At 73.1% G+C, this 20584-nt stretch carries 21 protein-coding genes; 9 read left to right on the top strand and 12 right to left on the bottom strand.

Annotation, left to right across the window (positions count from 1 at the left end):
• Window positions 1-198: 198 nt before the first annotated feature.
• Window positions 199-1704 carry a carboxylesterase/lipase family protein gene (locus tag G011_RS0109455; protein WP_019608248.1) on the bottom strand — a complete coding sequence of 502 codons (1506 nt, stop codon included), beginning with the start codon at window positions 1702-1704 and terminating at the stop codon, window positions 199-201.
• Window positions 1705-1903: 199 nt separating this feature from the next.
• Between G011_RS0109455 and G011_RS0109450 the strand changes: the two genes are divergently transcribed.
• Window positions 1904-2860 (top strand): NADPH:quinone oxidoreductase family protein, encoded by a 957-nt coding sequence (locus tag G011_RS0109450; RefSeq protein WP_019608247.1) that lies wholly within the window; start codon window positions 1904-1906, stop codon window positions 2858-2860.
• Between the two features lie 162 nt (window positions 2861-3022).
• Here the strand turns inward: G011_RS0109450 and G011_RS0109445 are convergent, their stop codons facing one another.
• Window positions 3023-3316, bottom strand: coding sequence for a GNAT family N-acetyltransferase (locus G011_RS0109445; protein WP_019608246.1), 294 nt, complete (start codon window positions 3314-3316; stop codon window positions 3023-3025).
• Window positions 3317-3466: 150 nt separating this feature from the next.
• Between G011_RS0109445 and G011_RS0109440 the strand changes: the two genes are divergently transcribed.
• From G011_RS0109440 to G011_RS0109425, 4 genes are read left to right on the top strand one after another with little or no spacing between them, the layout of a single operon-like run.
• Window positions 3467-4222, top strand: coding sequence for an SDR family oxidoreductase (locus tag G011_RS0109440; protein ID WP_019608245.1), 756 nt, complete (start codon window positions 3467-3469; stop codon window positions 4220-4222).
• Window position 4223: 1 nt separating this feature from the next.
• Window positions 4224-5000 (top strand): SDR family oxidoreductase, encoded by a 777-nt coding sequence (locus tag G011_RS0109435; protein WP_019608244.1) that lies wholly within the window; start codon window positions 4224-4226, stop codon window positions 4998-5000.
• On the top strand, window positions 4997-6022 hold the full coding sequence (locus G011_RS0109430; protein ID WP_019608243.1) for a phosphotransferase family protein: 1026 nt from the start codon (window positions 4997-4999) through the stop codon (window positions 6020-6022). The genes G011_RS0109435 and G011_RS0109430 overlap by 4 nt, the downstream gene beginning before the upstream one ends.
• A 2-nt stretch (window positions 6023-6024) precedes the next feature.
• Window positions 6025-7236, top strand: coding sequence for an acyl-CoA dehydrogenase family protein (locus G011_RS0109425; RefSeq protein ID WP_019608242.1), 1212 nt, complete (start codon window positions 6025-6027; stop codon window positions 7234-7236).
• A 94-nt stretch (window positions 7237-7330) separates the two neighbouring features.
• On the opposite strand, the gene G011_RS0109420 is transcribed toward G011_RS0109425, so the two are convergent.
• The 3 genes from G011_RS0109420 to G011_RS0109410 form a co-directional block, all read right to left on the bottom strand.
• Window positions 7331-7945: a TetR/AcrR family transcriptional regulator gene (locus tag G011_RS0109420; RefSeq protein WP_019608241.1), complete on the bottom strand. Its 615-nt coding sequence runs from the start codon at window positions 7943-7945 to the stop codon at window positions 7331-7333.
• Window positions 7946-8043: 98 nt separating this feature from the next.
• On the bottom strand, window positions 8044-8799 hold the full coding sequence (locus G011_RS32955) for an HD domain-containing protein (RefSeq protein ID WP_019608240.1): 756 nt from the start codon (window positions 8797-8799) through the stop codon (window positions 8044-8046).
• A 61-nt stretch (window positions 8800-8860) separates the two neighbouring features.
• A complete protein-coding gene (locus G011_RS0109410) occupies window positions 8861-9277 on the bottom strand; it encodes a VOC family protein (RefSeq protein ID WP_013153941.1) in 417 nt (138 codons plus the stop codon).
• Window positions 9278-9362: 85 nt separating this feature from the next.
• Here G011_RS0109410 and G011_RS0109405 point away from each other — a divergent pair, with 85 nt between their 5' ends.
• Both G011_RS0109405 and G011_RS0109400 read left to right on the top strand, forming a co-directional pair.
• Window positions 9363-9959, top strand: coding sequence for a TetR/AcrR family transcriptional regulator (locus G011_RS0109405; RefSeq protein ID WP_019608238.1), 597 nt, complete (start codon window positions 9363-9365; stop codon window positions 9957-9959).
• 103 nt (window positions 9960-10062) lie between these two features.
• On the top strand, window positions 10063-10554 hold the full coding sequence (locus G011_RS0109400) for a GbsR/MarR family transcriptional regulator (RefSeq protein ID WP_019608237.1): 492 nt from the start codon (window positions 10063-10065) through the stop codon (window positions 10552-10554).
• A 13-nt stretch (window positions 10555-10567) separates the two neighbouring features.
• Here G011_RS0109400 and G011_RS0109395 read toward each other — a convergent pair whose 3' ends face one another.
• From G011_RS0109395 to G011_RS0109380, 4 genes are read right to left on the bottom strand one after another with little or no spacing between them, the layout of a single operon-like run.
• The gene (locus G011_RS0109395) at window positions 10568-11350 is read right to left on the bottom strand and encodes an ABC transporter ATP-binding protein (RefSeq protein WP_019608236.1); all 783 of its coding nucleotides are present in this window, start codon (window positions 11348-11350) and stop codon (window positions 10568-10570) included.
• Window positions 11347-12453, bottom strand: a complete 1107-nt coding sequence (locus G011_RS0109390; RefSeq protein ID WP_369757323.1) for a FecCD family ABC transporter permease — start codon at window positions 12451-12453, stop codon at window positions 11347-11349. Before G011_RS0109390 ends, G011_RS0109395 begins: the two co-directional genes overlap by 4 nt.
• Window positions 12450-13475 (bottom strand): iron ABC transporter permease, encoded by a 1026-nt coding sequence (locus G011_RS0109385; RefSeq protein WP_036552453.1) that lies wholly within the window; start codon window positions 13473-13475, stop codon window positions 12450-12452. The genes G011_RS0109390 and G011_RS0109385 overlap by 4 nt, the downstream gene beginning before the upstream one ends.
• A gap of 8 nt (window positions 13476-13483) precedes the next feature.
• Window positions 13484-14515: an iron-siderophore ABC transporter substrate-binding protein gene (locus G011_RS0109380; RefSeq protein WP_026338166.1), complete on the bottom strand. Its 1032-nt coding sequence runs from the start codon at window positions 14513-14515 to the stop codon at window positions 13484-13486.
• A gap of 290 nt (window positions 14516-14805) precedes the next feature.
• On the opposite strand from G011_RS0109380, the gene G011_RS0109375 reads away from it, so the two are divergent.
• Complete coding sequence (locus G011_RS0109375; protein ID WP_013153948.1) at window positions 14806-15030, top strand: hypothetical protein; 225 nt, start codon at window positions 14806-14808, stop codon at window positions 15028-15030.
• A gap of 252 nt (window positions 15031-15282) precedes the next feature.
• Here G011_RS0109375 and G011_RS0109370 read toward each other — a convergent pair whose 3' ends face one another.
• Window positions 15283-16956 (bottom strand): alpha-glucosidase, encoded by a 1674-nt coding sequence (locus G011_RS0109370; protein WP_019608232.1) that lies wholly within the window; start codon window positions 16954-16956, stop codon window positions 15283-15285.
• Window positions 16957-17204: 248 nt separating this feature from the next.
• On the opposite strand from G011_RS0109370, the gene G011_RS0109365 reads away from it, so the two are divergent.
• Window positions 17205-18011 (top strand): cyclase family protein, encoded by an 807-nt coding sequence (locus G011_RS0109365; protein ID WP_019608231.1) that lies wholly within the window; start codon window positions 17205-17207, stop codon window positions 18009-18011.
• Between the two features lie 214 nt (window positions 18012-18225).
• On the opposite strand, the gene G011_RS0109360 is transcribed toward G011_RS0109365, so the two are convergent.
• Window positions 18226-19446 carry a PP2C family protein-serine/threonine phosphatase gene (locus tag G011_RS0109360; RefSeq protein ID WP_019608230.1) on the bottom strand — a complete coding sequence of 407 codons (1221 nt, stop codon included), beginning with the start codon at window positions 19444-19446 and terminating at the stop codon, window positions 18226-18228.
• Window positions 19447-19570: 124 nt separating this feature from the next.
• Window positions 19571-20584 (bottom strand): ATP-dependent Clp protease ATP-binding subunit ClpX (clpX, locus tag G011_RS29645; RefSeq protein WP_019608229.1); only part of this gene is annotated, 1014 nt, incomplete at its 5' end.

Raw genomic sequence — 20584 nt, 5'->3', positions numbered from 1 at the left:
GGCGGGGTGGTGCCAGTCGGCGGCCACGCCCCCGCACCGCGGACCCGGTGCGCCCCGGCCACCGACGCCACCCACTCCTACCTGTGAGGATGCCCCTCTCCCCCACCCGCCCCGACCGGACCGCGAGGCGTTTTCCCAACCTTTACCGGCCGCGGGTCGAAGCGGGACGGCGCCCCGGCCGCCGCACGGGGAACCCGCCTACCTCGGAGCGAGTGTCACCCCGGCCCACAGCCCGCGCACCGGCGAGGAGTCACTGGCGTGCAGCAGGTCGTCGGCGTCCCACACCTTGACCGCGGTGGCCCCGGCCGTCACCGCGGGCCAGCCCGGGTCCCCCGTGGCGGCGAAGTCGCGCCAGGCCGCGACCATCCGCCCCGACAGCGCCCGGTGCGCCTCGCTGGGCTCGCCGCCGAGCAGGAACCGCCCGAAGTCGGTGTCCAGGTTGCCGAACGCGAACGGCAGGTCGAAGGCGTGGCAGGCCCCCAGGCGCCCCTCCATGGCCGGGCTCTCCGCGGCCAGCCGGAAGAAGTGGGCGCGGCCCCCGGCCGCGGCGTGCGCCTCGGCGAAACGCACCGTGTACTCGCAGAACAGCGCGTCGCCCTGGATCGCGGCGAACAGCTCGCGCAGCGTGGCCCCTGGGTGCACCGACCGGTAGGCGGCCACCGCGTCCTCCCCCAGCCCCAGGCGGGAGGCGGTCACCGCCAGGGCGGACTCGTCGTCGATCTCCACGCTCTGCCCCAGCTCGGTGAACAGCCGGTACTCGTGGGCGTTGTGGCCGACCAGCAGGTCCACCCCCGAGGCGGCGCCGCGCGCGACCGCCTCCAGCGGGGCCTCGGGCAGGTCGGGCCCGCCGACCACGGGAGCGAAGCAGGTGAAGGGCTTGGTGCGCACGCCCCCCGAGCCCCCGGAGGGGGCGGAGTCGAGCACCGCGTCGGTGGCCTCCAGCAGCTTCTCCGGTGCCAGCGCGGCCAGGGCCTCCGCATCCAGCGGCACACCCGCGGCCGCGGCGATCCGCTCGGAGACCAGCCGCGCGGTGTCCGCGGTGAGCATGTCCCCCGGCACGCTGTGCGCGATCGCGCGCCGGAAGAGGCCCCGGGCCCGCGGCGAGGCCATCAGGCACGCGACCGAACCGGCCCCGGCGGACTCCCCCGCCACCGTCACGTTGTCGGGGTCTCCCCCGAAGGCGGAGACGTTCTCCCGCACCCACCGCAGGGCGGCGGCCTGGTCGAGCAGACCGCGGTTGTCGGGGCGGCCGGGCACGTGGCCGAAGCCCTCGAAGCCCAGGCGGTAGTTGATCCCCACCACGACCAGGCCGCTCTCGGCGAGCCGGGTGCCGTCGTAGGTGATCTCGGAGGCCGCTCCGACGATGTAGGCGCCCCCGTGGATCCACACCAGCACGGGGGCGCGGTCGCCCTCGCGGGCGGCGGTCCACACGTTGAGCGACAGGCAGTCCAGGGACGTCCCCGGGGTCCAGGGCGCCGCGCCCAGGAGCTGGTTCCCCTGCGGGGGCGGAGGGCCGAAGGAGGTGCAGTCGCGGACGCCGTCCCAGGGGGCGGCGGGCGCGGGGGCGGCGAAGCGGTACTCCCCGAAGGGGGCGGCGGCGTAGGGCACGCCCCGGTAGACGGCGACCCCGCCGCTCTCGGAGCGAGGCGAGGCGGTGCCCCGGACCCGTCCGGCTGCTGTCGTCACTGTGTACTCGGCGTCCACGTGCGTCCTCCCCATCGGTGCGCGGCACCCCACACCTAACAACGTTAGGCAGACCGGCGCAAGCCCCCGGGAGCGCCCCTGCGACACCACCTCCGCCCGCGACACCCGTCCGAACGGCCGGGACACGGCGGGTGCCCCGACCCGACCGGCCGGTAACATACCACCTGGTCGGTATGAACAGACGAAGGAGGAGTCGCCCATGCGCGCCATCCAGATCACCGAGTTCGGCGGACCCGAGGTCCTGCGCCTCACCGAACTGCCCGACCCCGAGGCGGGCCCCGGCGAGGTCCTCGTCGACGTCACCCGCGCCGGGGTCAACTTCGCCGACACCCACCAGGCCGAGAACAGCTACCTGGCCCCCGCCACGCTTCCACTGGTCCCGGGCATGGAGATCGCCGGACGCACCGCCGACGGCCGCCGCGTGGTCGCCCTGACCACCAGCGGCGGCTACGCCGAGAAGGCCACCGCCGCCACCGGCACGGCCTTCGACGTCCCCGACGGGGTCTCCGACGAGGACGCGCTCGCCCTGATCGTGCAGGGCGCCACCGCCTGGGTGCTGCTGCGCAGGTCCGTGCGGATGGACCCGGGCGAGACGGTCGTGGTGCACGCGGCGGCGGGCGGCGTGGGCACGCTCGCCGTCCAGCTGGCCAAGCGGTTCGGCGCCGGGCGGGTCGTCGCCGTGGCCAGCAGTGAGGACAAGCGCGCGCTGGCCGTGGAGCTGGGCGCGGACGCCGTCGTGGACTCAGCGGCCCCCGACATGACCGAGGCGCTGATCGAGGCCAACGGCGGCCAGCGCGTGGACGCCGTCCTGGACATGGTGGGCGGCCGGGTCACCGACCGGAGCGTGCGGGCACTGGCGCCGTTCGGACGCCTGGCCTTCTACGGAATGGCCTCGCGCGAACTGCCCAGCCCGGTGCAGCCGGCCAACCTCATGCGCTTCTCCACCAGCGTGAGCGGCATGTGGCTGCCGCACGTGTGGACGCTGCCGGGCGACGTGATGAGCCGGGCGATGGCCGAGCTGTTCACGCTGGTGGCGGAGGGGCACCTGAGGCCCGTCCTGGGCGGCTCCTACCCCCTGGGCGAGGCCGCGCGGGCGCACGAGGCGCTGCGCTCCCGGGGAACCGTCGGCAAACTCACCCTCGACACCACTGCCTGAGGAAGCGCCACCTTTACCACGTAGATCACCAAATGTCCGACGTGTCGGATTTCGACGGCCCGGAGGCGGACCGGCGCGAACGCGGTGAGCGCCGCGCCGGTCCGCCGCGCCGGACGGACACCGCCACGGGGAGCCCGGGGGGAGCCCTCCGCACGGTCGGCCCTACTCGGCGGCGCTGCGGTAGACCAGGTCGGTGTAGTCGGGGTGGCGCTGGATCCACCCCTTGACGAAGGGGCACAGGGGCAGCACCATCAGGCCCCGCGGGCGCACGTCGTCCAGGGCCCCTCTGACCAGGGTCCCGCCCAGGCCCCGCCCCTCGTGGGCGGGGTCGATCTCGGTGTGGGTGAAGGTCACCATGTCGTCGGTGAGGATGTACTCGGCGAACCCGGCCACCTCCCCGTCAACCCTGATCTCGTAGCGTTTCCTGTCCCGTACATCGACCACGTCGGTCGTCATGGAAGCCCTCACTCTCCGGTCCGCGGGGGGACGTCGTCGGCCCGCGCCGCCATTGTCCCGCTTCGGCGGTCCTTTCGCCTCTTGCGGCACGCACCTCCCCCGGCATAGAGTCGCCCTGACATACCGACCAGTCGGTCTAAGGAGAGCGGAATGACATCCCGGTTCGGCGGGCGGACCGCCATCGTCACCGGCGCGAGCCGGGGCATCGGCCTGGCCGTCGCCCAGCGGCTCGTCGACGAGGGCGCGCGCGTGTGCGTCACGGCGCGCAGGCCCGAGCCCCTGGAGGAGGCCGTCAAGACCCTGGGCGGACCCGAGCACGCCATCGGCGTCCCCGGCCGGGCCGACGACCCCGAGCACCAGGACGCGGCCGTGGCCGCCACCCTGGAGGCCTTCGGCAGCATCGACATGTTCGTCAACAACACCGGCATCAACCCGGTCTACGGGCGGATGATCGACCTGAACCTGGACGCGGCCCGCAAGATCTTCGAGGTCAACGTGCTGTCCGCGATCTCGTGGACGCAGAAGGCCTACCACGCCTGGATGGCCGAGCACGGCGGCGCCGTCGTCAACGTCTCCTCCGTGGCCGGGACCAGGCCCGCCCCCGGCATCGGCTTCTACGGCGCCACCAAGGCGACGCTCATCCACGTCACCGAGGAGCTGGCCGTCGAACTGGGCCCGGGGGTCCGCGTGAACGGCGTCGCCCCGGCCGTGGTCAAGACCCGGTTCGCCGCCGCCCTCTACGAGGGGCGCGAGGAGAAGGTCGCCGCCCAGTACCCCCTGGGGCGCCTGGGCGAGCCCGAGGACGTGGCGGGCGCGGTGGCCTTCCTGCTCTCCGACGACGCCTCCTGGATCACCGGCCGCACCCTCGTCCTGGACGGCGGCCTCACCCTCACCGGAGGTGTGTGACGTGGACCTGACCGACACCGGGGCCGTGGTCACCGGCGCGGGCAACGGCATCGGCGCCGCGATCGCGCGCAGACTCGCCGGAGCCGGGGCGCGCGTGGTGGTCAACGACCTGGACGCGGGCGCGGCCGAGGCCGTGGCCGCCGAGATCGGCGGGGTGGCCGTCCCCGGAGACGCCGCCGGCGAGGCGGGCGTCACCGCGCTCGTGGCCGAGGCCGGGGCGCACCTGGGCGGCATCGACCTGTACGTGGCCAACGCGGGCGTGGGCGTGGGCGGCGGCCCCGAGGCCCCGGAGGCCGACTGGGACCTGGCCTGGCAGGTCAACGTGATGGCCCACGTGCGCGCCGCCCGCGAGCTGGTGCCCGGCTGGCTGGAGCGCGGACGGGGCCGCTTCCTGACCACGGTGTCGGCCGCGGGCCTGCTCACGATGCTGGGCAGCGCGCCGTACTCGGTGACCAAGCACGCCGCTCTGGCCTTCGGCGAGTGGATGTCGGCCACCTACGGCGACCGCGGGATCACCGTGCAGTGCGTGTGCCCGATGGGCGTGCGCACCAACCTGCTGGAGAGCAGCGGCGACACCGGCAGGGCCATCCTGTCCCCGGAGGCGATCACCCCCGAGGAGGTCGCCGACGCGGTGATGGTCGGCCTGGCCGACGGGCGCTTCCTGATCCTGCCGCACCCCCAGGTCGCCGACCACTACGCGGCCCGGGCCGACGACACCGACCGCTGGCTCGCGGGGATGCGCCGCCTCCAGGCCAGGGTCTTCGAGGAGCGGGCATGAGCGGCGAACACACGGACGCGCTCCCGGGCCTGGACCTGGCCGGCCTGCGCGCCTACCTGGACGCGACCGTGCCCGGCCTGGTCTCGGGCCCCCTGGAGGGCCGGGTGGTCGCGGGCGGCAAGTCCAACCTGACCTACGTGGTCACCGACGGCGCGGGCAGCTGGGTGGTGCGCCGCCCGCCGCTGGGCCACGTGCTGGCCACCGCGCACGACATGCCCCGCGAGTACCGGGTGATGAGCGCGCTGCGCGACACCGCCGTGCCCGTCCCCCGCACACACGTCCTGTGCGAGGACGCCGAGGTGCTGGGCGCGCCGTTCTACGTCATGGAACACGTGGCGGGCACCCCCTTCCGCACCCGCGACGAGATCGCCCCGCTGGGCGCCGAGGGCGTCCGCGGCCTGGCCGAGGCGCTGATCGCCACCCTGGGCGAGCTGCACGCGGTGGAGCCCGAGGAGGTCGGGCTGGGCGACTTCGGCCGCCCGCGGGGGTTCCTGGAGCGCCAGGTCCGCCGCTGGGGCAAGCAGCTGGAGGCCTCCCGCAGCCGGGACATCCCCGGCATCGACGAGCTGCACGAGAGGCTCGCCGCGACCCTGCCCGAGCAGTCGGCGCCCGCGATCGTGCACGGCGACTACCGCCTGGACAACGTGCTGGTCACCTCCGAGGGCCGCATCAACGCGGTCCTGGACTGGGAGATGGCCACGCTCGGCGACCCGCTCGTGGACCTGGGCCTGATGCTCGTCTACCAGGCGCAGCCCGTGGGCGTGGGCGCCGTGCCCGCCACCTCCGCCGAGGGCTACCCCTCCCCCGAGGAGCTGGTGGGCATGTACGCCGCCGCGACCGGCCGCGACGTGTCCCGGCTGGGCTGGTACGTGGCCCTGGGCTGCTTCAAGCTCGCGGTGATCGCCGAGGGCATCCACTTCCGCCACAGCCGGGGACTGACCGTCGGAACGGGCTTCGACCGGATCGGCGAGGTGGTCGCGCCCCTGGTGAAGCGCGCCCACACCATGCTCGAGGAGGACTGAATATGGACTTCGCCCACGACAGCGAGACCGAGGAACTGCGCGAACGGCTGCTCGCCTTCATGGACGAGCGCGTCTACCCGGCCGAGGCGGTGCTGGAGGAGCAGCTGGCCGCGCGCGAGGACCACTGGTCCACCGCGCCGGTGGTGCGCGAACTCCAGGCCGAGGCGCGCGAGCGCGGGCTGTGGAACCTGTTCCTGGCGGGCCACCCCGAACACGGCGGCCTGCCCAACCTGCGGTACGCGCCGCTGGCGGAGATCACCGGGCGCAGTCCGCGCCTGGCCCCGATCGCGCTCAACTGCGCCGCGCCCGACACCGGGAACATGGAGGTGCTGACGATGTTCGGCACCCCCGAGCAGCGCGAGCGCTGGTTGGAGCCCCTGCTCGACGCCCGGATCCGGTCGGCGTTCGCGATGACCGAGCCCGCGGTGGCCTCCTCCGACGCCACTAACATCACCACCAGCATCGTCCGCGACGGCGACGAGTACGTGGTCAACGGACGCAAGTGGTACATCACCGGGGCCCTCAACCCCGAGTGCGCCGTGTTCATCGTGATGGGCAAGACCGACCCCGAAGCCGAGCGGCACAGGCAGCAGAGCATGGTGCTGGTGCCGCGCGACACCCCCGGGCTGACGGTCAGGCGGGGCATGACGGTGTACGGCTACGACGACAGCGACCACGGCGGCCACGCCGAGGTCGTGTTCGAGGACGTGCGGGTGCCCGCCTCGAACCTGGTCGGCGGCGAGGGCGAGGGGTTCGCCATCGCCCAGGCCCGGCTGGGGCCGGGCCGCATCCACCACTGCATGCGCGGTATCGGCATGGCCGAGCGTGCCCTGGAGCTCACCTGCCGCCGGGTGCTGGACCGCGTGGCCTTCGGGAGGCCGCTGGCCGAACAGGGCGTGGTCCGCGAGTGGATCGCCGAGGCGCGCGTGGCCATCGAGCAGCTGCGGCTGCTGGTGCTCAAGACCGCGTACCTGATGGACACCGTGGGCAACAAGGGCGCGCACACCGAGATCCAGGCGATCAAGATCGCCACCCCGCGCACGGTGGAGTGGATCCTGGACAAGGCGATCCAGGCGCACGGCGCGGCCGGGGTCAGCCAGGACCTGCCCCTGGCCGGATGGCTGGCGGGGGTGCGGTCGCTGCGGCTGGCCGACGGGCCCGACGAGGTGCACCTGCGCTCGCTGGGCCGCGCGGAGCTGCGCAAGTACCGCTAGCGGCGCGTGCGCACCCCGGGGAGCGCACGAGGGGGCCGGACGCGACGCGTCCGGCCCCCTCGTCCTCGGCCCCTCGCCGTCGGGTCCCCCGCGCTCAGGCCCCGGGGCGCAGCCCCGCCACGAGCAGGTCGGCGAAGTGGCGCCCCACGTCCTCGCCGCTGAGCGCGCCGCCCGGGTGGTACCAGGTGCTCAGGTGGTGCACCGAGCCGAAGAAGTAGTTCACCACCAGGTCGGCGGAGACGTCGGTGCGAAAGACCCCCTCGTCCTGCCCCTGGGCGACCATGTCCCGGAAGATCTCGTGGTAGCGGCGGCGCTCGGCGCGCACGGCGCGCTGCTTGTCATCGCTCAGCTGGTGCATGGAGCGGAAGAAGATGACGGTGTCGTCGAGGTTGGCGACGCTGGTGACGATGACGTCGGCCGCGGCGGCGTGCACGCGGTCGGCCACCGGCTCGTCCCGCGAGGCGATCCGCACCAGGTGCTCGGTCTGCATGCGCAGCACGCGGGCGTAGACCTCGTAGAGCAGATCGTCCTTGGAGCCGAAGTAGTGGTACATCGCGCCCTTGGTGACGCCCGCCGCGGCCACGACCTCCTGCACGGAGGTGCCCTCGTAGCCGTTGGAGGCGAACAGGCGCGTCGCCGCCCCCAGGAGGCGCTCGGGTACCGATCTGGTCGGTGTGTCGGCCTCGGCCGTCTGCTGTCCTCGCGCCATGTGCTGCCCCACCTCGTGCCCCGTCAGTCCCGGAAATACCGGCCGGGACAGCATACCGACCGGCTGGTACCCGACGCCACGCACACGGATGCCGTCGCTCACACCACCCTCAGGTCGACCTTGCGCCCGTCGGGGTCGGTGAGCACGCGGCGCCCCGGCTCCAGGGGCGGGACGGCGCGGTCCCCGCGCACGGTGAACCCGAGGCGCACCGCGCCCGTGGAGCGCTCGGCGGTGGCCGGGTAGATCTCGACGACCATGCCGCCGTCCAGTCCGGCCGCGTGGTGTTCGGGCCCCGAGCCGTGGCGCTCGCGGACGAAGCCCAGACCGAGCCCGGTGTAGAAGGCGCGGCACTCCTCGACCCGGTCGGTGTAGAGGACCAGGAGCGTGGCACGCGGGAGCGCCGCTTCGGGGAGCCCGTCCTCCTGCGGGCCCTCCTCCAGGATCCGCCGGGCGCGGGCGTACTTGGCGCGCAGCCGCCGCGCCTGTTCGTCGGGCAGCAGGACCAGGCGGCGCTCGTCGGAGTTGTGGGCGTTGTCGGCGAGCTTGACCAGCCTGCCCAGCGGGTCGGCGGCGGCGCGGCGCACCATCTCCTCGTAGGGCTCCCCCGGGCGCCGGGTCACCGACTCCACCGCGCGCACGACCTCCTCCGGGCAGCCCCGCGCGCGCAGGTCGTCGGCGGTGAGCGGGGTGTCCTCCAGCACGTCGTGCAGCACCCCGGCCGTCTGGGCGCGCTCTCCGTGCCCGGCGAGCAGGTCGCGCACCGCGAACACGTGCTCGGTGTAGGGCCGACCGGCCCGGTCGACCTGCCCGGCGTGGGCCTCCTCCGCCAGGCGCGAGGCCTGTTCCAGCGTCATCGCCACCGCCTCCACCCCCCGTCACGCCGACGGTACCGGGCAGGCGGGGACGGGACGGCCCTCACCCCCGCACGAAGTTGTCCCCGTACTCCTCCGAGGGCGCCACGGGCGTGATGACGTCGACCAGCACCCCTCCGGGGTCGGCCACGATGAAGTGCCGCTGGCCGAACGCCTCGGTGCGGATCCCCAGTTCGGGCCGCAGGCCGCCGCGCACCACCAGGCGCTCCCACTCGGCGTCCACGTCCTCCACCTCGAAGTTGAGCAGCAGGCCCTGGACGGGCCTGCGGTAGCCCTCGGGGACGGTGGGATGCCCCGGGTCGAGCAGGGCCAGCTCGTACTCGGGCGGGCCGGGCCTGCGCAGGCTCACGTACCAGTCGGCGGCGAAGGTCTCCTCGAAGCCGAACAGACCGACGTAGAAGTCGCGGCACTCGGCCAGACGGGGCGTGCCGAGCACCGGATAGAAGCTGCTGAGCCGCATGGACTCCACCTTTCACGTACCTTCGGTATGTGAAGATACGCTATTGGCATACCTTCGGTATGTCAACAAGGGGGAGGTCGGGTACATGGCCGCGGAACCGGGCAGCCGCGCGCGGCAGCGCGAGCACACCAGACGCGTCCTGCTGGGCGAGGCCCGCAGGCTGTTCGCCGCGCACGGGTACGGCGGGGTGGGACTGGCCCGGATCGTGGCGGACTCCGCGGTCACCAAGGGCGCCCTGTACCACCACTTCGAGGGCAAGCCGGACCTGTTCCGCGCGGTCCTGGAGGAGGTGCAGTCCGAGGTCGGCGACGCCGTGGCGCGGGCGGCGGACGCGCACGCCGACCCGTGGGACCGGCTGACCGCCGGGTGCCGGGCCTTCCTCACCGCCAGCACCGCGCCGGACGTGCGGCGGATCATGCTGGTGGACGGGCCCGCCGTCCTGGGCTGGAGCACCTGGCGGGCCCTGGACGAGGCCGCCTCGGCCCGCCACCTGGCCGAGGCGCTCTCCGCGCTGGTCGAGGCGGGCGTCCTGGAGCCGCGGCCGGTCGCGCCCGTGGCCCACCTGCTCTCGGGGGCGATGAACGAGGCCGCGCTGTGGCTGGCCGACAGCGACGACCCCGAAGACCTGGAGCGGGTGTGGGAGGCGCTGTCGCGCATGCTGGAGTCCCTGCGCCGCGCCTGAACCGGGTCCGCTCCCGTCCGGCGCCGGACGGGAGCGGGCGGGGGCGGGCGGAGCCCTCGGTCAGCGCCCGGAACGCCCCGTGTCAGGCGCTATCGTGGCCCCCATGGCGGAGAGCAGGCGGACGGACGAGGACACGCGGTTCCGCGACGACTTCGTCGGGCGCTTCTCCGAGTACTGGCAGTCGCAGGGCCGCCCCCGCGCCGAGGGCCGCATCGTGGGCTACCTGCTCGTCGCCGACCGCGAGGCGGTGAGCGCCGAGGAGATCGCCGACGGCGCCCGGGTCAGCCGGGGATCGGTGTCGCAGTCGGTGCGCCGCCTGCGCGAGATGGGCTTCGTGGAACTGGTCCCCTCCCCCGGGAGCCGCTCGCGGCTGGTGGCCATGGACGAGGACGTCTGGGGCGGGTTCCTGCGCAACGAGCGCTCCTACCTGCGGCGGCAGAGGGAACTCGCGGCGTCGGCGCTGGAGCGCCTGCCCGGCCTGAGTCCGCCCGCGCGCACCCGGCTGCGCAACATGCACGACTACATGACCTGGCTGGACGAGTACCACGACACCCTGCTCTCCTCCTGGGAGGAGTACAAGGCCCGGCGGGACTGAGGGCGCTGAGGGCTCAGACGCGCTCGTGCGGGATGACCAGCGGCGTGCGGGTGCGCGGGTCGGGCACCACGTCGCAGGGCAGCCCGAACACCTCCTCCACCAGACGGGCGGTCACGACCTCCTCCGGAGGGCCGTCGGCGACCACCCTGCCCGCGTCCATCAGCACCAGGCGGGTGGCGAACCGGGCGGCCTGGGCCAGGTCGTGCAGGACCGCGACCACCGTGCGCCCCCGGCGGTGCAGGTCGGCGAACAGCTCCAGCAGGTCGTACTGGTGGGCGATGTCCAGGTAGGTGGTGGGCTCGTCCAGCAGCAGGACGCCGGTGTCCTGGGCCAGGACCATCGCCACCCAGGCGCGCTGGCGCTGGCCGCCCGAGAGAGAGCCCACCTGGGTGTCGGCGAGATCGGTCAGCCCGGTCAGCTCCAGCGCGCGGCCGATCGCCGTCTCGTCCTGGGGGCTCCACTGGCGCACCAGCGTGTGGTACGGGAAGCGGCCGCGGGCGGCCAGTGCCCGCACGGTGATGCCCTCGGGGGCGGTCGGGCTCTGCGGCAGCAGCGCCATCTGGCGCGCGACCGCCTTGGCGCGCTGGCCGCGCACGTCACTGCCGTGCAGCAGCACCCGCCCCGACATCGGCTTGTTCACCCGCCCCAGGGCCTTGAGCAGTGTGGACTTGCCGCAGCCGTTGGGGCCGACGATGACGGTGAACTCGCCCTCGGCCACCCCCAGGTCGAGGTCGCGCACGACCGGTTCGGCCCCGTACCCCAGGGTCAGGCCCTCCGCGGACAGCACCAGACTCACAGCACACCCTTTCGCCATTCACGAATCAGCAGGTAGCCCAGGTAGACGCCGCCGAGCCCCATGGTGAAGACGCCGACCGGCAGCCCGTCCCCGACCGGGGACTGCTGGACGGCCAGATCCGCCGCCACCAGCAGCAGGGCCCCGACCAGGGCCGACAGCACCATGTTGGGGCCCGGCACGGCGGAGAGCCGGCGCGCGATCTGCGGCGCGGTCAGGGACACGAACGCGATCGGACCGGCCACGCTCACCGCGGCCGCGGACAGCACCACCGACAGGCAGACGGCGGCGGTGCGCGTGGTGGAGGCCCGCGCACCGAGGGAGTCGGCGAGCTCGTCGCCCATCTCGTTGAGGGAGACCGGTCCGGCCAGCGCCGCCACGAACGGCAGCGCCAGCAGCAGGACCGCCCAGATGGTGGTGGCGTGCTCCCAGGACCGGGCGCCCAGACTGCCGTTGACGTAGGCGGACAGGACGCTGGCCTGGTCGCGGGCCATCACGGACACGACGAAGTGGGTGAAGGCCTGCGCCATGGCGGCCACCCCGATGCCCGCCACGATCAGGCGGCCGGGGTGGCGCAATCCGGTGCCGGTCACCGTGGCCACGACGACCATGGCCAGGGCGGCACCGGCGAGGGCGCCCAGCGGCACGGGGAGCACACCGGGCAGGACGAGGGCGGCGAAGGCCGCGCCCGCCCCGGCACCGGCGCCGAGGCCGATGACGTCGGGGCTGCCCAGGGGGTTGCGGGTGACGGACTGGAAGAGCGCGCCCGCCAGGCCCAGGGCGGCACCCGTGCCCGCGGCCACCACCAGCCGGGGACCGCGCAGCCGTTCGAGCACGAAGGTCTCGGTGGCCTCGCCCCCGCCCGTCAGGACGGCGGGCAGCCGGGTCAGGGGCACGCCGAGCCGCCCGAGGGCGAGCGTGGCGGCCGCGGCGGCGACCAGCAGGAGCAGGAGTCCGGCCGCCCACAGCAGCGAGCGCCGGTGGACGGGCAGCGCGACCGGGCCCAGCCTCAGCACCGGAGGGGACGCCTTCGGGGGTCGGGCACGGCCGTGCTCCGGCCGGGCCGGGCCCGCCGGGGCCGGGGACGTGCGGGTGGTTCGGGTCATGGGGTACTCCGCATCCTGCGGACCGCGTACAACAGGACGGGCGCACCGACGAACGCGGTGACGACGCCCACCATGAGTTCGGTGGGGCGCACGATGGTACGGCCGACGACGTCGGCGAGCAGCAGCAGGGTCGGGCCCACCAGCAGCGCGAAGGGCACCTGCACGCGGAAGTCGACACCGACCAGGGCGCGCACCACGTGCGGCACGGCCAGGCCGACGAAGGCGATGGGCCCGGCGGCGGCGGTGGCCCCGGCGGCGAGCAGGGTTCCCGCGACGAGCCCGGCCGAGCGGGTCCACACCGTGTTGGCGCCGGTGGCGATCGCGGCCTCCTCCCCCAGGGCCAGGGCGTTGAGGCCGCCGCAGACCGCGAGGGCGAGCAGGACGCCGACGCCGATGACCGGCAGCACGGACACGATGACGTCGTAGCCGCGCCCGGCCAGGGAACCGACCACCCAGTAGCGGTAGCTGTCGAAGGTCTCGGGCAGGCTCAGGGCCACCGCCTGGACGTAGGCGGTGAGCACGGCGGAGACCACCGCGCCCGCCAGGACCAGGCGCACCATGCCGCCGTCGCCGCCGCGACTGCCCACCGTGTAGGCGGCCAACCCCGCGACCAGGGCCCCGGGCAGCGCCCACCAGACCGTCGCGGTGACCGAGGCGGGGCCGAACAGCGCGGTGGCCGTGACCACCGCGGCGGCGGCCCCGGCGTTGACGCCCAGCAGGCCGGGGTCGGCGAGGGGGTTGCGGGTGACGCCCTGCATGAGGGTGCCCGCCAGGGCCAGGGCGGCCCCGGCCACCACTCCCAGGACGGTGCGCGGGTAGCGGCTCTCCACCACCGTGGTGGTGAAGGAGTCCGCCCCGCCGGTGATCGCCGCCCACACGTCGGCGACCGGTGTGGGCCTGCTGCCCATGACGAGGCTGAGCAGGACCGCACCCGCCAGCGCGGCGACGCCCGCACCGAGCATGAGCGCGGTGCGGGCGGGACGCGCGCGGGGCGCGGCCACGGGTGTCTTCGCCCTGACCATGGAGGTGCTTAGCTCTCGATGTTCTGGACGGCCTCTTCGATCATGGGCACGTAGCGGTCGATGACCCAGGGGACGGTCAGCGGGTTGATGATCGAGGAGGCGGTGACGAAGGAGTTGTCCTCGGAGGCGACCACGGCGCCGCTCTCGACGGCGGGGATGGCCGCGTACAGCTCCTGGGCCTCGATCTCGGCGCGGGTCTCGGGGTCGCTGTAGAACGTGAAGAGCAGGTCGCTCTCGGAGAGCTGGTCGGCGTTCTCCAGGCCGATGATGGCCGAGTCGGTGCCCTCGGTCTCGGGGAAGGTCTCCACGACCGGGTCGACGGTCAGGCCCAGCCCGCGGACCATGGCCACGCGCTGCTCGTCGGGCAGGAACACGCCGAGCGTGCCGGGGCCGTCGGTGTAGACGTAGGAGAAGGTCAGGTCGGCGAACTGCTCGTTGGCCGCCGCGGCCTCGTCGAACTGCGTCTCGATGTCCTGGATGAGGCCCTGGGCCTCCTCGGGCTGGCCGAGCGCCTCGCCGATGATCTCGATCTGCTGGTCCCAGTCGGTGCTCCAGGGCAGCTCGGGGTAGGCGACCGTGGGGGCGATGTCGCTCAGGATGTCGTACTGCTCCTGGGTGACGCCGGACCAGGGGGCGAGGATGACGTCGGGCTCCAGCTCGATGATGGCCTCGAAGTCGATGTCGTCGGCGCCGGTGAACTGGGTGGGCAGCTCCTCGCCCGCCTCGGTGACCGCCTCGTGGATCCACGGCAGGTAGCCGGTGTCGTCGCTGCCCCACTCGTAGCTCTCGACACCGACGGGCACGACGCCGAGGGCGATGGCGGTCTCCGCGGAGCCCTGGCCGAGGGTGACCACGCGCTCGGGCTGCTCGGGGATCTCGGCGGTGCCCAGGGCGCTGTCGATGCTGACCGGGAACTGGCCGCCGGCGGTGTCGCCGCCGCTCTCACCGGTGCCCTCCTCCGCGCTGCCGCACGAGGTGAGGCCGACGGCGAGGAGGGTGGTGAAGGCGATGCCGCTGACACGGCGAAGGGTGGAGGCCATGCTCACACTGCTTTCTTCGTCATGGGGAGTGGCCGCGCCGTGTTCGGGCGGGCCGTTTCCGCGCATGGGGCGTCCCGAGGGGAAACACGGAGGACAGAACGGGAGGATCCCGGCGAAACCAAGGTTAGTCTAACCTCACTCGGTTCGGATTTCAAAAGTTCTGAACTCCGGACGCGGGCCCCGCCCGACTCTCCCTGCCCCCGCCTGACGCAGCCTTGACCTGCCATGGAGCTTGTCCGGGACCTCCTCGGGAAGTGCCTCTAGAGGCAACCACCAACGCGAGGAGCACCATGATCGCCAAACTGTCCCAGATGGGCGTCACGTCCGAGATGGCCTACGGAGCCGGGCTCGCCTCCATCGGACTCAGCTTCCTGAGCTGGGCCACCTCCCTGAAGAAGGAGGAGGGTACCGGGCTGGCCCGCGCCGACCGGTGGGGAATCTTCATCGGTGAGTGGGCGCCCACCTTCTTCGCGATCGGCGTCGCGCTTCGGCTGGAGGAGTCCACGAAGAAGTAGGGCCGCGCCGCGGCGTCCGGGGACCCGGACGCGACGCGGGCGGACGGGTCGCGCGCCCGGTCGGAGCCGCTCCGACCGGGCGCGACGCGTGTGCGGCGCCGACCGGGGCCTGGAGCGCCTCCGAGCTGGTGGGGACGGTCCGCCGTACCGGTGGGGACGGCCCGCGTACCGCTTCCCCGCCCCTCGCGCTCCCCCATACCGCGACCGGGCCCGGTTCCGGCGTCCCGGGGAGGGTCCGGCGCCCGCCCCCGCTCAGCGGCCTCCCAGGTGGACGCGGGCCTCCCAGGGCCGCAGCGGCGCGAAGGCGCCCTCGTCGGGGTGGTTGCCGATCAGGCGGACCGGGTCGCGCCCGGCGGCGGAGGGGTCCAGCTCCAGCGGCACCGTCCGCGCGCTCCAGTTGGCCACCACCAGCAGCACCCGGTCGTCGAGGACCCTCCGGTAGGCGTAGACCGCCGGGTCGTCCTCCAGCAGCGGCTCGAAACGGCCGTGCACGACCACCGGGTGCTCCCGGCGCAGCGCGATGAGCCGCCGGTAGTAGTGGAAGACCGAGTCCGGGTCGGCCACGGCGGCCTCGGCGTTGATCTCGGTGTGGTTGGGGTTGATCGCGATCCACGGGGTGCCGGTGGTGAAACCGGCGCCCGGCGAGGCGTCCCACTGCATGGGCGTACGCGCGTTGTCGCGGCTCATCCGGGCGATGGCCGCCATCGCCTCCCCCGGGTCGGCCCTGCCCGTGTCCACCACCGCGCGGTGGTGGTTGAGCGTCTCCACGTCGCGGTAGTCGGCGATGTCGCCCATGTGGGCGTTGGTCATGCCCAGTTCCTCGCCCTGGTAGACGTAGGGCGTGCCCCGCATCATGTGCAGGGTCGTGGCCAGCGCCGTGGCCGACGCCACCCGGTGGTCCTCGTCGCCGAAGCGCGACACCACCCGGGGCTGGTCGTGGTTGTTCCAGTACAGGCTGTTCCACCCGCGCTCGCCCATGCCGGTCTGCCACCGGTTGAGGGACTCCCTCAGGCGGCGCAGGTCCGGGGGCCGGGGGTCGAACTTGCCGCCGGGCCCGTGGTCCAGGTCCATGTGCTCGAACTGGAAGACCATCGACAGCTCGCGCCGCTCAGGCATGGTGTGCAGCAGGGCCTGCTCCACGTCCACTCCGGGCATCTCGCCCACGGTGAGCACGTCGCGGCCCTCGAACACCTCCCGGTGCATCTCGTGCAGGAACTCGTGCAGGCGGGGGCCGTTGACGGCGTGGTCGGCGAAGATCCCGTGGTCCCCCGCCAGGGGGCCGTCGGGCATCTCGGGGGTCTTGGAGACGAAGTTGATGACGTCCATGCGGAAGCCGTCGGCACCGCGGTCCAGCCACCAGCGCGCCACGTCGTGCACCGCCGAGCGGACCCTGGGGTTCTCCCAGTTCAGGTCGGGCTGGCGGCGGGTGAACAGGTGCAGGTAGTACTCGCCGCTGGTCTCGTCGCGGGTCCAGGCGGGTCCCGAGAAGACCGACCCCCAGTTGTTGGGCGGGCCGCCGTCGCGTCCGGGCCGCCAGAAGTAGAAGTCGCGGTGTTCGGGGTCCCCCTCACGGGAGGCGGTGAACCAGGGGTGCTCGTCACTGGTGTGGTTGACGACCAGGTCCATCACCAGGCGCATGCCGCGCCCGTGCAGTTCGTCGCGCAGGCGGTCCCAGTCGGCCAGGGTGCCGAACCGGGGGTGGATGTCCAGGTAGTCGCTGATGTCGTACCCGTTGTCGTCCCAGGGCGACGGGTAGACGGGCGACAGCCACACCACGTCCACGCCCAGCAGCTGGAGGTAGTCGAGTCTGTCGATGACGCCGGGCAGGTCGCCCACGCCGTCGCCGTCGCTGTCGTTGAAGCTGCTCGGATAGATCTGGTAGACGACGCTGGACTTCCACCAGTCGGGGCTGCTCTCCAGGGGCATGGGCGTCCTCGGGTGCGTAGGGGGCGGGGTGGCGGGCCCCGGCGGTCGTCGGGTGCGGGGACCCGGTACCGGCAGTACCCGGCGCGGGGGCGGCCGACACCAGCGGTCGCCCGGTTGTGGACGGGCGGCTTCGCCCCTCGCGTGGACCGGGGCCGCGGCGCGGAGCCGTCCACAGGGGGTCGAGGACGGGTTGGCGGGCGCCGCCGACCGGGCATACGGGAAGCGACGCACACGACGAGGGAGAGCCCATGTGCCTGAACGGAACCGGTGAGACCGTCCGCTCGCGGAGCGGTGAGGCCGGGTCGAAGCCCGCCGGACCGCCCGGTTCGCCGGGCCGCCCGCGCCCGTGGCCCACGGGCTTTCGCAGGGTGGCCGACCTCAGCCACGTGCTCTCCCCGACGATGCCCTCCTGGGGGGAGGACAAGCCCCGGCGCGAGAGCCTGGGCGATCCGGTACCCGAGGGCGGGTTCGGCTTCTACCTGCAGCAGTGGACGCTGAGCGAGCACTCGGGCACGCACCTGGACGCGCCGGGGCACGTGATCGGCGGCGGGCGGCTGGTCCCCGACATCCGGCCGGACGAACTCCTCGCCCCGGCGGCGGTGATCGACATCCGCGCCCGGGCGGCGGAGGACCCCGACACCACGGTGACGGTGGACGACGTGCTGGCCTTCGAGCGCGAGCACGGGCGGATCCCGGCGGGGGCGGCGGTGCTGATGCACTCGGGGTGGAGCGCCCGGTGGGCGCAGGGCGACGAGGCGGTGCGCGGGGTGGCCGCGGACGGCTCCTGGCACTTCCCGGGGTTCGGCCCCGAGGCCTGCGAGTTCCTGATCGAGCGGCGCGGGGTGGTCGGGGTGGGAGTGGACACGCTGAGCACCGATCCGGGCGACTCCACCGACTTCCCCGCGCACGAGGTGGTGGGCAGAGCCGACCGCTGGGGGCTGGAGTCCCTGACCGGGCTGGAGCAGCTGCCGCCGAGCGGGGCGCTGATCAGCGTGGGGGTCATGCCCGGCCTGGACGCCTCCGGAGGGCCCAGCCGGGTTCTGGCCATGTGGTGAGGAAGCACCGTGGTGAGGAAGCACCGTGGTGAAGGGGCATCGTGGTGAGGCGGCAGGGCTGTGAAGGGGGTGCGGAGGGGCGGCACGGTGGCGGAGGAGCACTGGGAGCAGGGGAGGGACGTGACGGGTCAGGCCCGTAGTGGTCCGGCCCCGGCGCGGAGCGGTGACCTGCCCCGGAGCCCCGGACACGGGGCGGGACTCGGGGCCGGGGAGGTCAGCAGCCCTCGACCCGGGGCATCGCCCCGCCGTCAGGGCGCCACTCCAGCAGCATGATGGTGGCGTCGTCGGTGAAGCTGCCGCGCTGGTGGTCGTGGATGGCGTGGACCAGGCGCCGCAGCGTCTCCGGGGCGGGTTCGTCGGCGGCGGTGGCGCGGATGATGAAGTCGGCGAACCGTTCTAGGCCGAACATCCGCCCCTTGCTGTCGTGCGCCTCGGTCACCCCGTCGGTGTAGAGCAGGATCCGGTCGCCGGGTTCGAGCAGGACCCGGTGCACGGTGCGCGGTTCGGCCTCGCCGAGCACACCGCCGAGCCCGAGCGGCACCTCGGGGGTCCGCTCCAGGGCGTCCTCCAGCAGGAGCCCGCGCCGCAGGAGCAGGGGTGCGGGGTGGGCGCAGTTGACCCAGGCGAACTCCCCGGTGGACAGGTTCAGGGAGGTGAAGACGGCGGTGCAGAAGCGCTCGGGGAGCCAGGAGGTGAGCGCGCCCTCCACGCTGTCGGTGAGTTCGGCGAGGTCGGCGCCGTTGCGCCGGGCGTTGCGGATCCCGGCCATGGCCACGGACGCGGTCAGTCCGGAGGCCAGGTCGTGCCCCATCGCGTCGAGGATGGCGGCGTGCAGGGTCTCCTTGGTGATCGAGTGGTCGAAGGCGTCGCCGCCCAGATGGTAGGCGGGTTCGAGGACGGCGGTGGACACGCCCCGCGAGGTGCCCAGGGTGCGGGGCGGCAGGAAGGCCCGCAGCATCTCGGTGCGCAGGTCCATCGCCTGGGTGCGGGTGTGGCGGACGTAGGTGTCGCTGTAGGCGCGTTTGGAGGTCACGACCAGGGCCAGCAGCGAGGCGAGCGCGTGGCAGCGGCGCAGGGTGGACTCGTCGAGCACGGGAGCGCTGATGTGCACGACCCCCATGCGGTCGGCGCCGTCGCGCAAAGGCAGCCACAGGCCCAGCTCGCCGTCGCCGCCCTCGACCAGCCGCAGCGTCTCGGAGCGGTAGGCCTCCCCCGCCACGCTGGAGTCGACCTTGAGCGCCGGGCCGCCGAGCAGCGGGACGAGGAGGCGCTGCTGCAGGTCGACCAGGTACACGCAGATGCCGCTGAGTCCGATCCGCTCGCCGTAGCGGCCGGCGGCTTCGAGGACCTCGATCGGGGCGCACCCGTGCACGGACCTGACCAGTTCCTCGAACAGCTGCGCGGCCTCGGCGGCCGGAACGGTCGCGTCGTCCATCTGCCCACCTCCCCCAGCAGTCTCACACCGCGGGCTCGGGCGAGGGGGGCGCGGCGGCCGCGTGTCCCGTGGCGGGGCCGGTCTTTACCCGGGGTCGGGCCGAGGGGCCGGTCCTGACCCGGGGTCAGGCGGAGCGGTCGCGGCGTTCGCCGTCCCGGTCGGAGCGGATGCGGGGAACGATGGTGGGGTTGACGTTGTCGATCACGGTCTCCCGCGTAATGATCACCTGACCCACATCCTCACGAGAAGGCACCTCATACATCACCGACAACAACACCTCCTCGATAATCGCCCGCAAACCACGCGCACCCGTACCCCGAATAATCCCCTGCTCAGCAATCGCGTTCAAAGCATCCGGCGTGAACTCCAACTCCACACCATCCAACTCGAACAACCGCTGATACTGCTTCACCAACGCATTCCGCGGCTCCGTCAAAATCCGGATCAACGCCTCACGATCCAGATCATGCACACTCGTGATCACCGGCAACCGACCCACGAACTCCGGAATCATCCCGAACTTCAACAGATCCTCCGGCATCACCTCACCGAACAACGCCGAACCACCCAGCTCACCCTTGGGACGCAACACCGCGTTGAACCCCATCCCCTGCTGACCCGTCCGCGACTCAATCAACTTCTCCAACCCCGCGAACGCACCACCACAGATGAACAACACATTCGTCGTGTCGATCTGAATGAACTCCTGATGCGGATGCTTCCGACCCCCCTGCGGAGGCACACTCGCCGTCGTCCCCTCCAAGATCTTCAACAACGCCTGCTGCACCCCCTCACCCGACACATCCCGAGTGATCGAGGGATTCTCACTCTTACGCGCGACCTTGTCGACCTCGTCGATGTAGATGATCCCCGTCTCGGCCTTCTTCACGTCATAGTCAGCCGCCTGGATCAACTTGAGCAGGATGTTCTCCACATCCTCCCCCACATACCCCGCCTCCGTCAGCGCCGTCGCGTCCGCGATCGCGAACGGCACGTTCAGAATCCGCGCCAGAGTCTGCGCCAACAACGTCTTGCCCGACCCCGTCGGCCCCAGCAGCAAGATGTTGGACTTGGCGATCTCCACATCCTCCTCGCCCGGACGATCCCCCTCCGAACGCACCCGCTTGTAGTGGTTGTA

It is taken from the genome of Nocardiopsis sp. CNS-639 (genome assembly GCF_000381685.1).
In the GTDB taxonomy this organism is placed as follows: Bacteria; Actinomycetota; Actinomycetes; order Streptosporangiales; family Streptosporangiaceae; genus Nocardiopsis; species Nocardiopsis dassonvillei.
The sequence above is the reverse complement of the archived record's forward strand: the minus strand, read 5'-3'. Positions and strand labels throughout refer to the sequence as shown.

Coding starts and splice junctions, on each gene's coding strand:
- G011_RS32955 (WP_019608240.1), bottom strand. CDS start 8,799: ATGACGCTGGAACAGGCCTCGCGCCTGGCGGAGGAGGCCCACGCCGGG.
- G011_RS0109405 (WP_019608238.1), top strand. CDS start 9,363: ATGGCCGCGGAACCGGGCAGCCGCGCGCGGCAGCGCGAGCACACCAGA.
- G011_RS0109390 (WP_369757323.1), bottom strand. CDS start 12,453: ATGACCCGAACCACCCGCACGTCCCCGGCCCCGGCGGGCCCGGCCCGG.
- G011_RS0109430 (WP_019608243.1), top strand. CDS start 4,997: ATGAGCGGCGAACACACGGACGCGCTCCCGGGCCTGGACCTGGCCGGC.
- G011_RS0109420 (WP_019608241.1), bottom strand. CDS start 7,945: ATGGCGCGAGGACAGCAGACGGCCGAGGCCGACACACCGACCAGATCG.
- G011_RS0109450 (WP_019608247.1), top strand. CDS start 1,904: ATGCGCGCCATCCAGATCACCGAGTTCGGCGGACCCGAGGTCCTGCGC.
- G011_RS0109380 (WP_026338166.1), bottom strand. CDS start 14,515: ATGGCCTCCACCCTTCGCCGTGTCAGCGGCATCGCCTTCACCACCCTC.
- G011_RS0109410 (WP_013153941.1), bottom strand. CDS start 9,277: ATGCGGCTCAGCAGCTTCTATCCGGTGCTCGGCACGCCCCGTCTGGCC.
- G011_RS0109385 (WP_036552453.1), bottom strand. CDS start 13,475: ATGGTCAGGGCGAAGACACCCGTGGCCGCGCCCCGCGCGCGTCCCGCC.
- G011_RS0109370 (WP_019608232.1), bottom strand. CDS start 16,956: ATGCCCCTGGAGAGCAGCCCCGACTGGTGGAAGTCCAGCGTCGTCTAC.
- G011_RS0109425 (WP_019608242.1), top strand. CDS start 6,025: ATGGACTTCGCCCACGACAGCGAGACCGAGGAACTGCGCGAACGGCTG.
- G011_RS0109365 (WP_019608231.1), top strand. CDS start 17,205: ATGTGCCTGAACGGAACCGGTGAGACCGTCCGCTCGCGGAGCGGTGAG.
- G011_RS0109400 (WP_019608237.1), top strand. CDS start 10,063: ATGGCGGAGAGCAGGCGGACGGACGAGGACACGCGGTTCCGCGACGAC.
- G011_RS0109440 (WP_019608245.1), top strand. CDS start 3,467: ATGACATCCCGGTTCGGCGGGCGGACCGCCATCGTCACCGGCGCGAGC.
- G011_RS0109360 (WP_019608230.1), bottom strand. CDS start 19,446: ATGGACGACGCGACCGTTCCGGCCGCCGAGGCCGCGCAGCTGTTCGAG.
- G011_RS0109445 (WP_019608246.1), bottom strand. CDS start 3,316: ATGACGACCGACGTGGTCGATGTACGGGACAGGAAACGCTACGAGATC.
- G011_RS0109375 (WP_013153948.1), top strand. CDS start 14,806: ATGATCGCCAAACTGTCCCAGATGGGCGTCACGTCCGAGATGGCCTAC.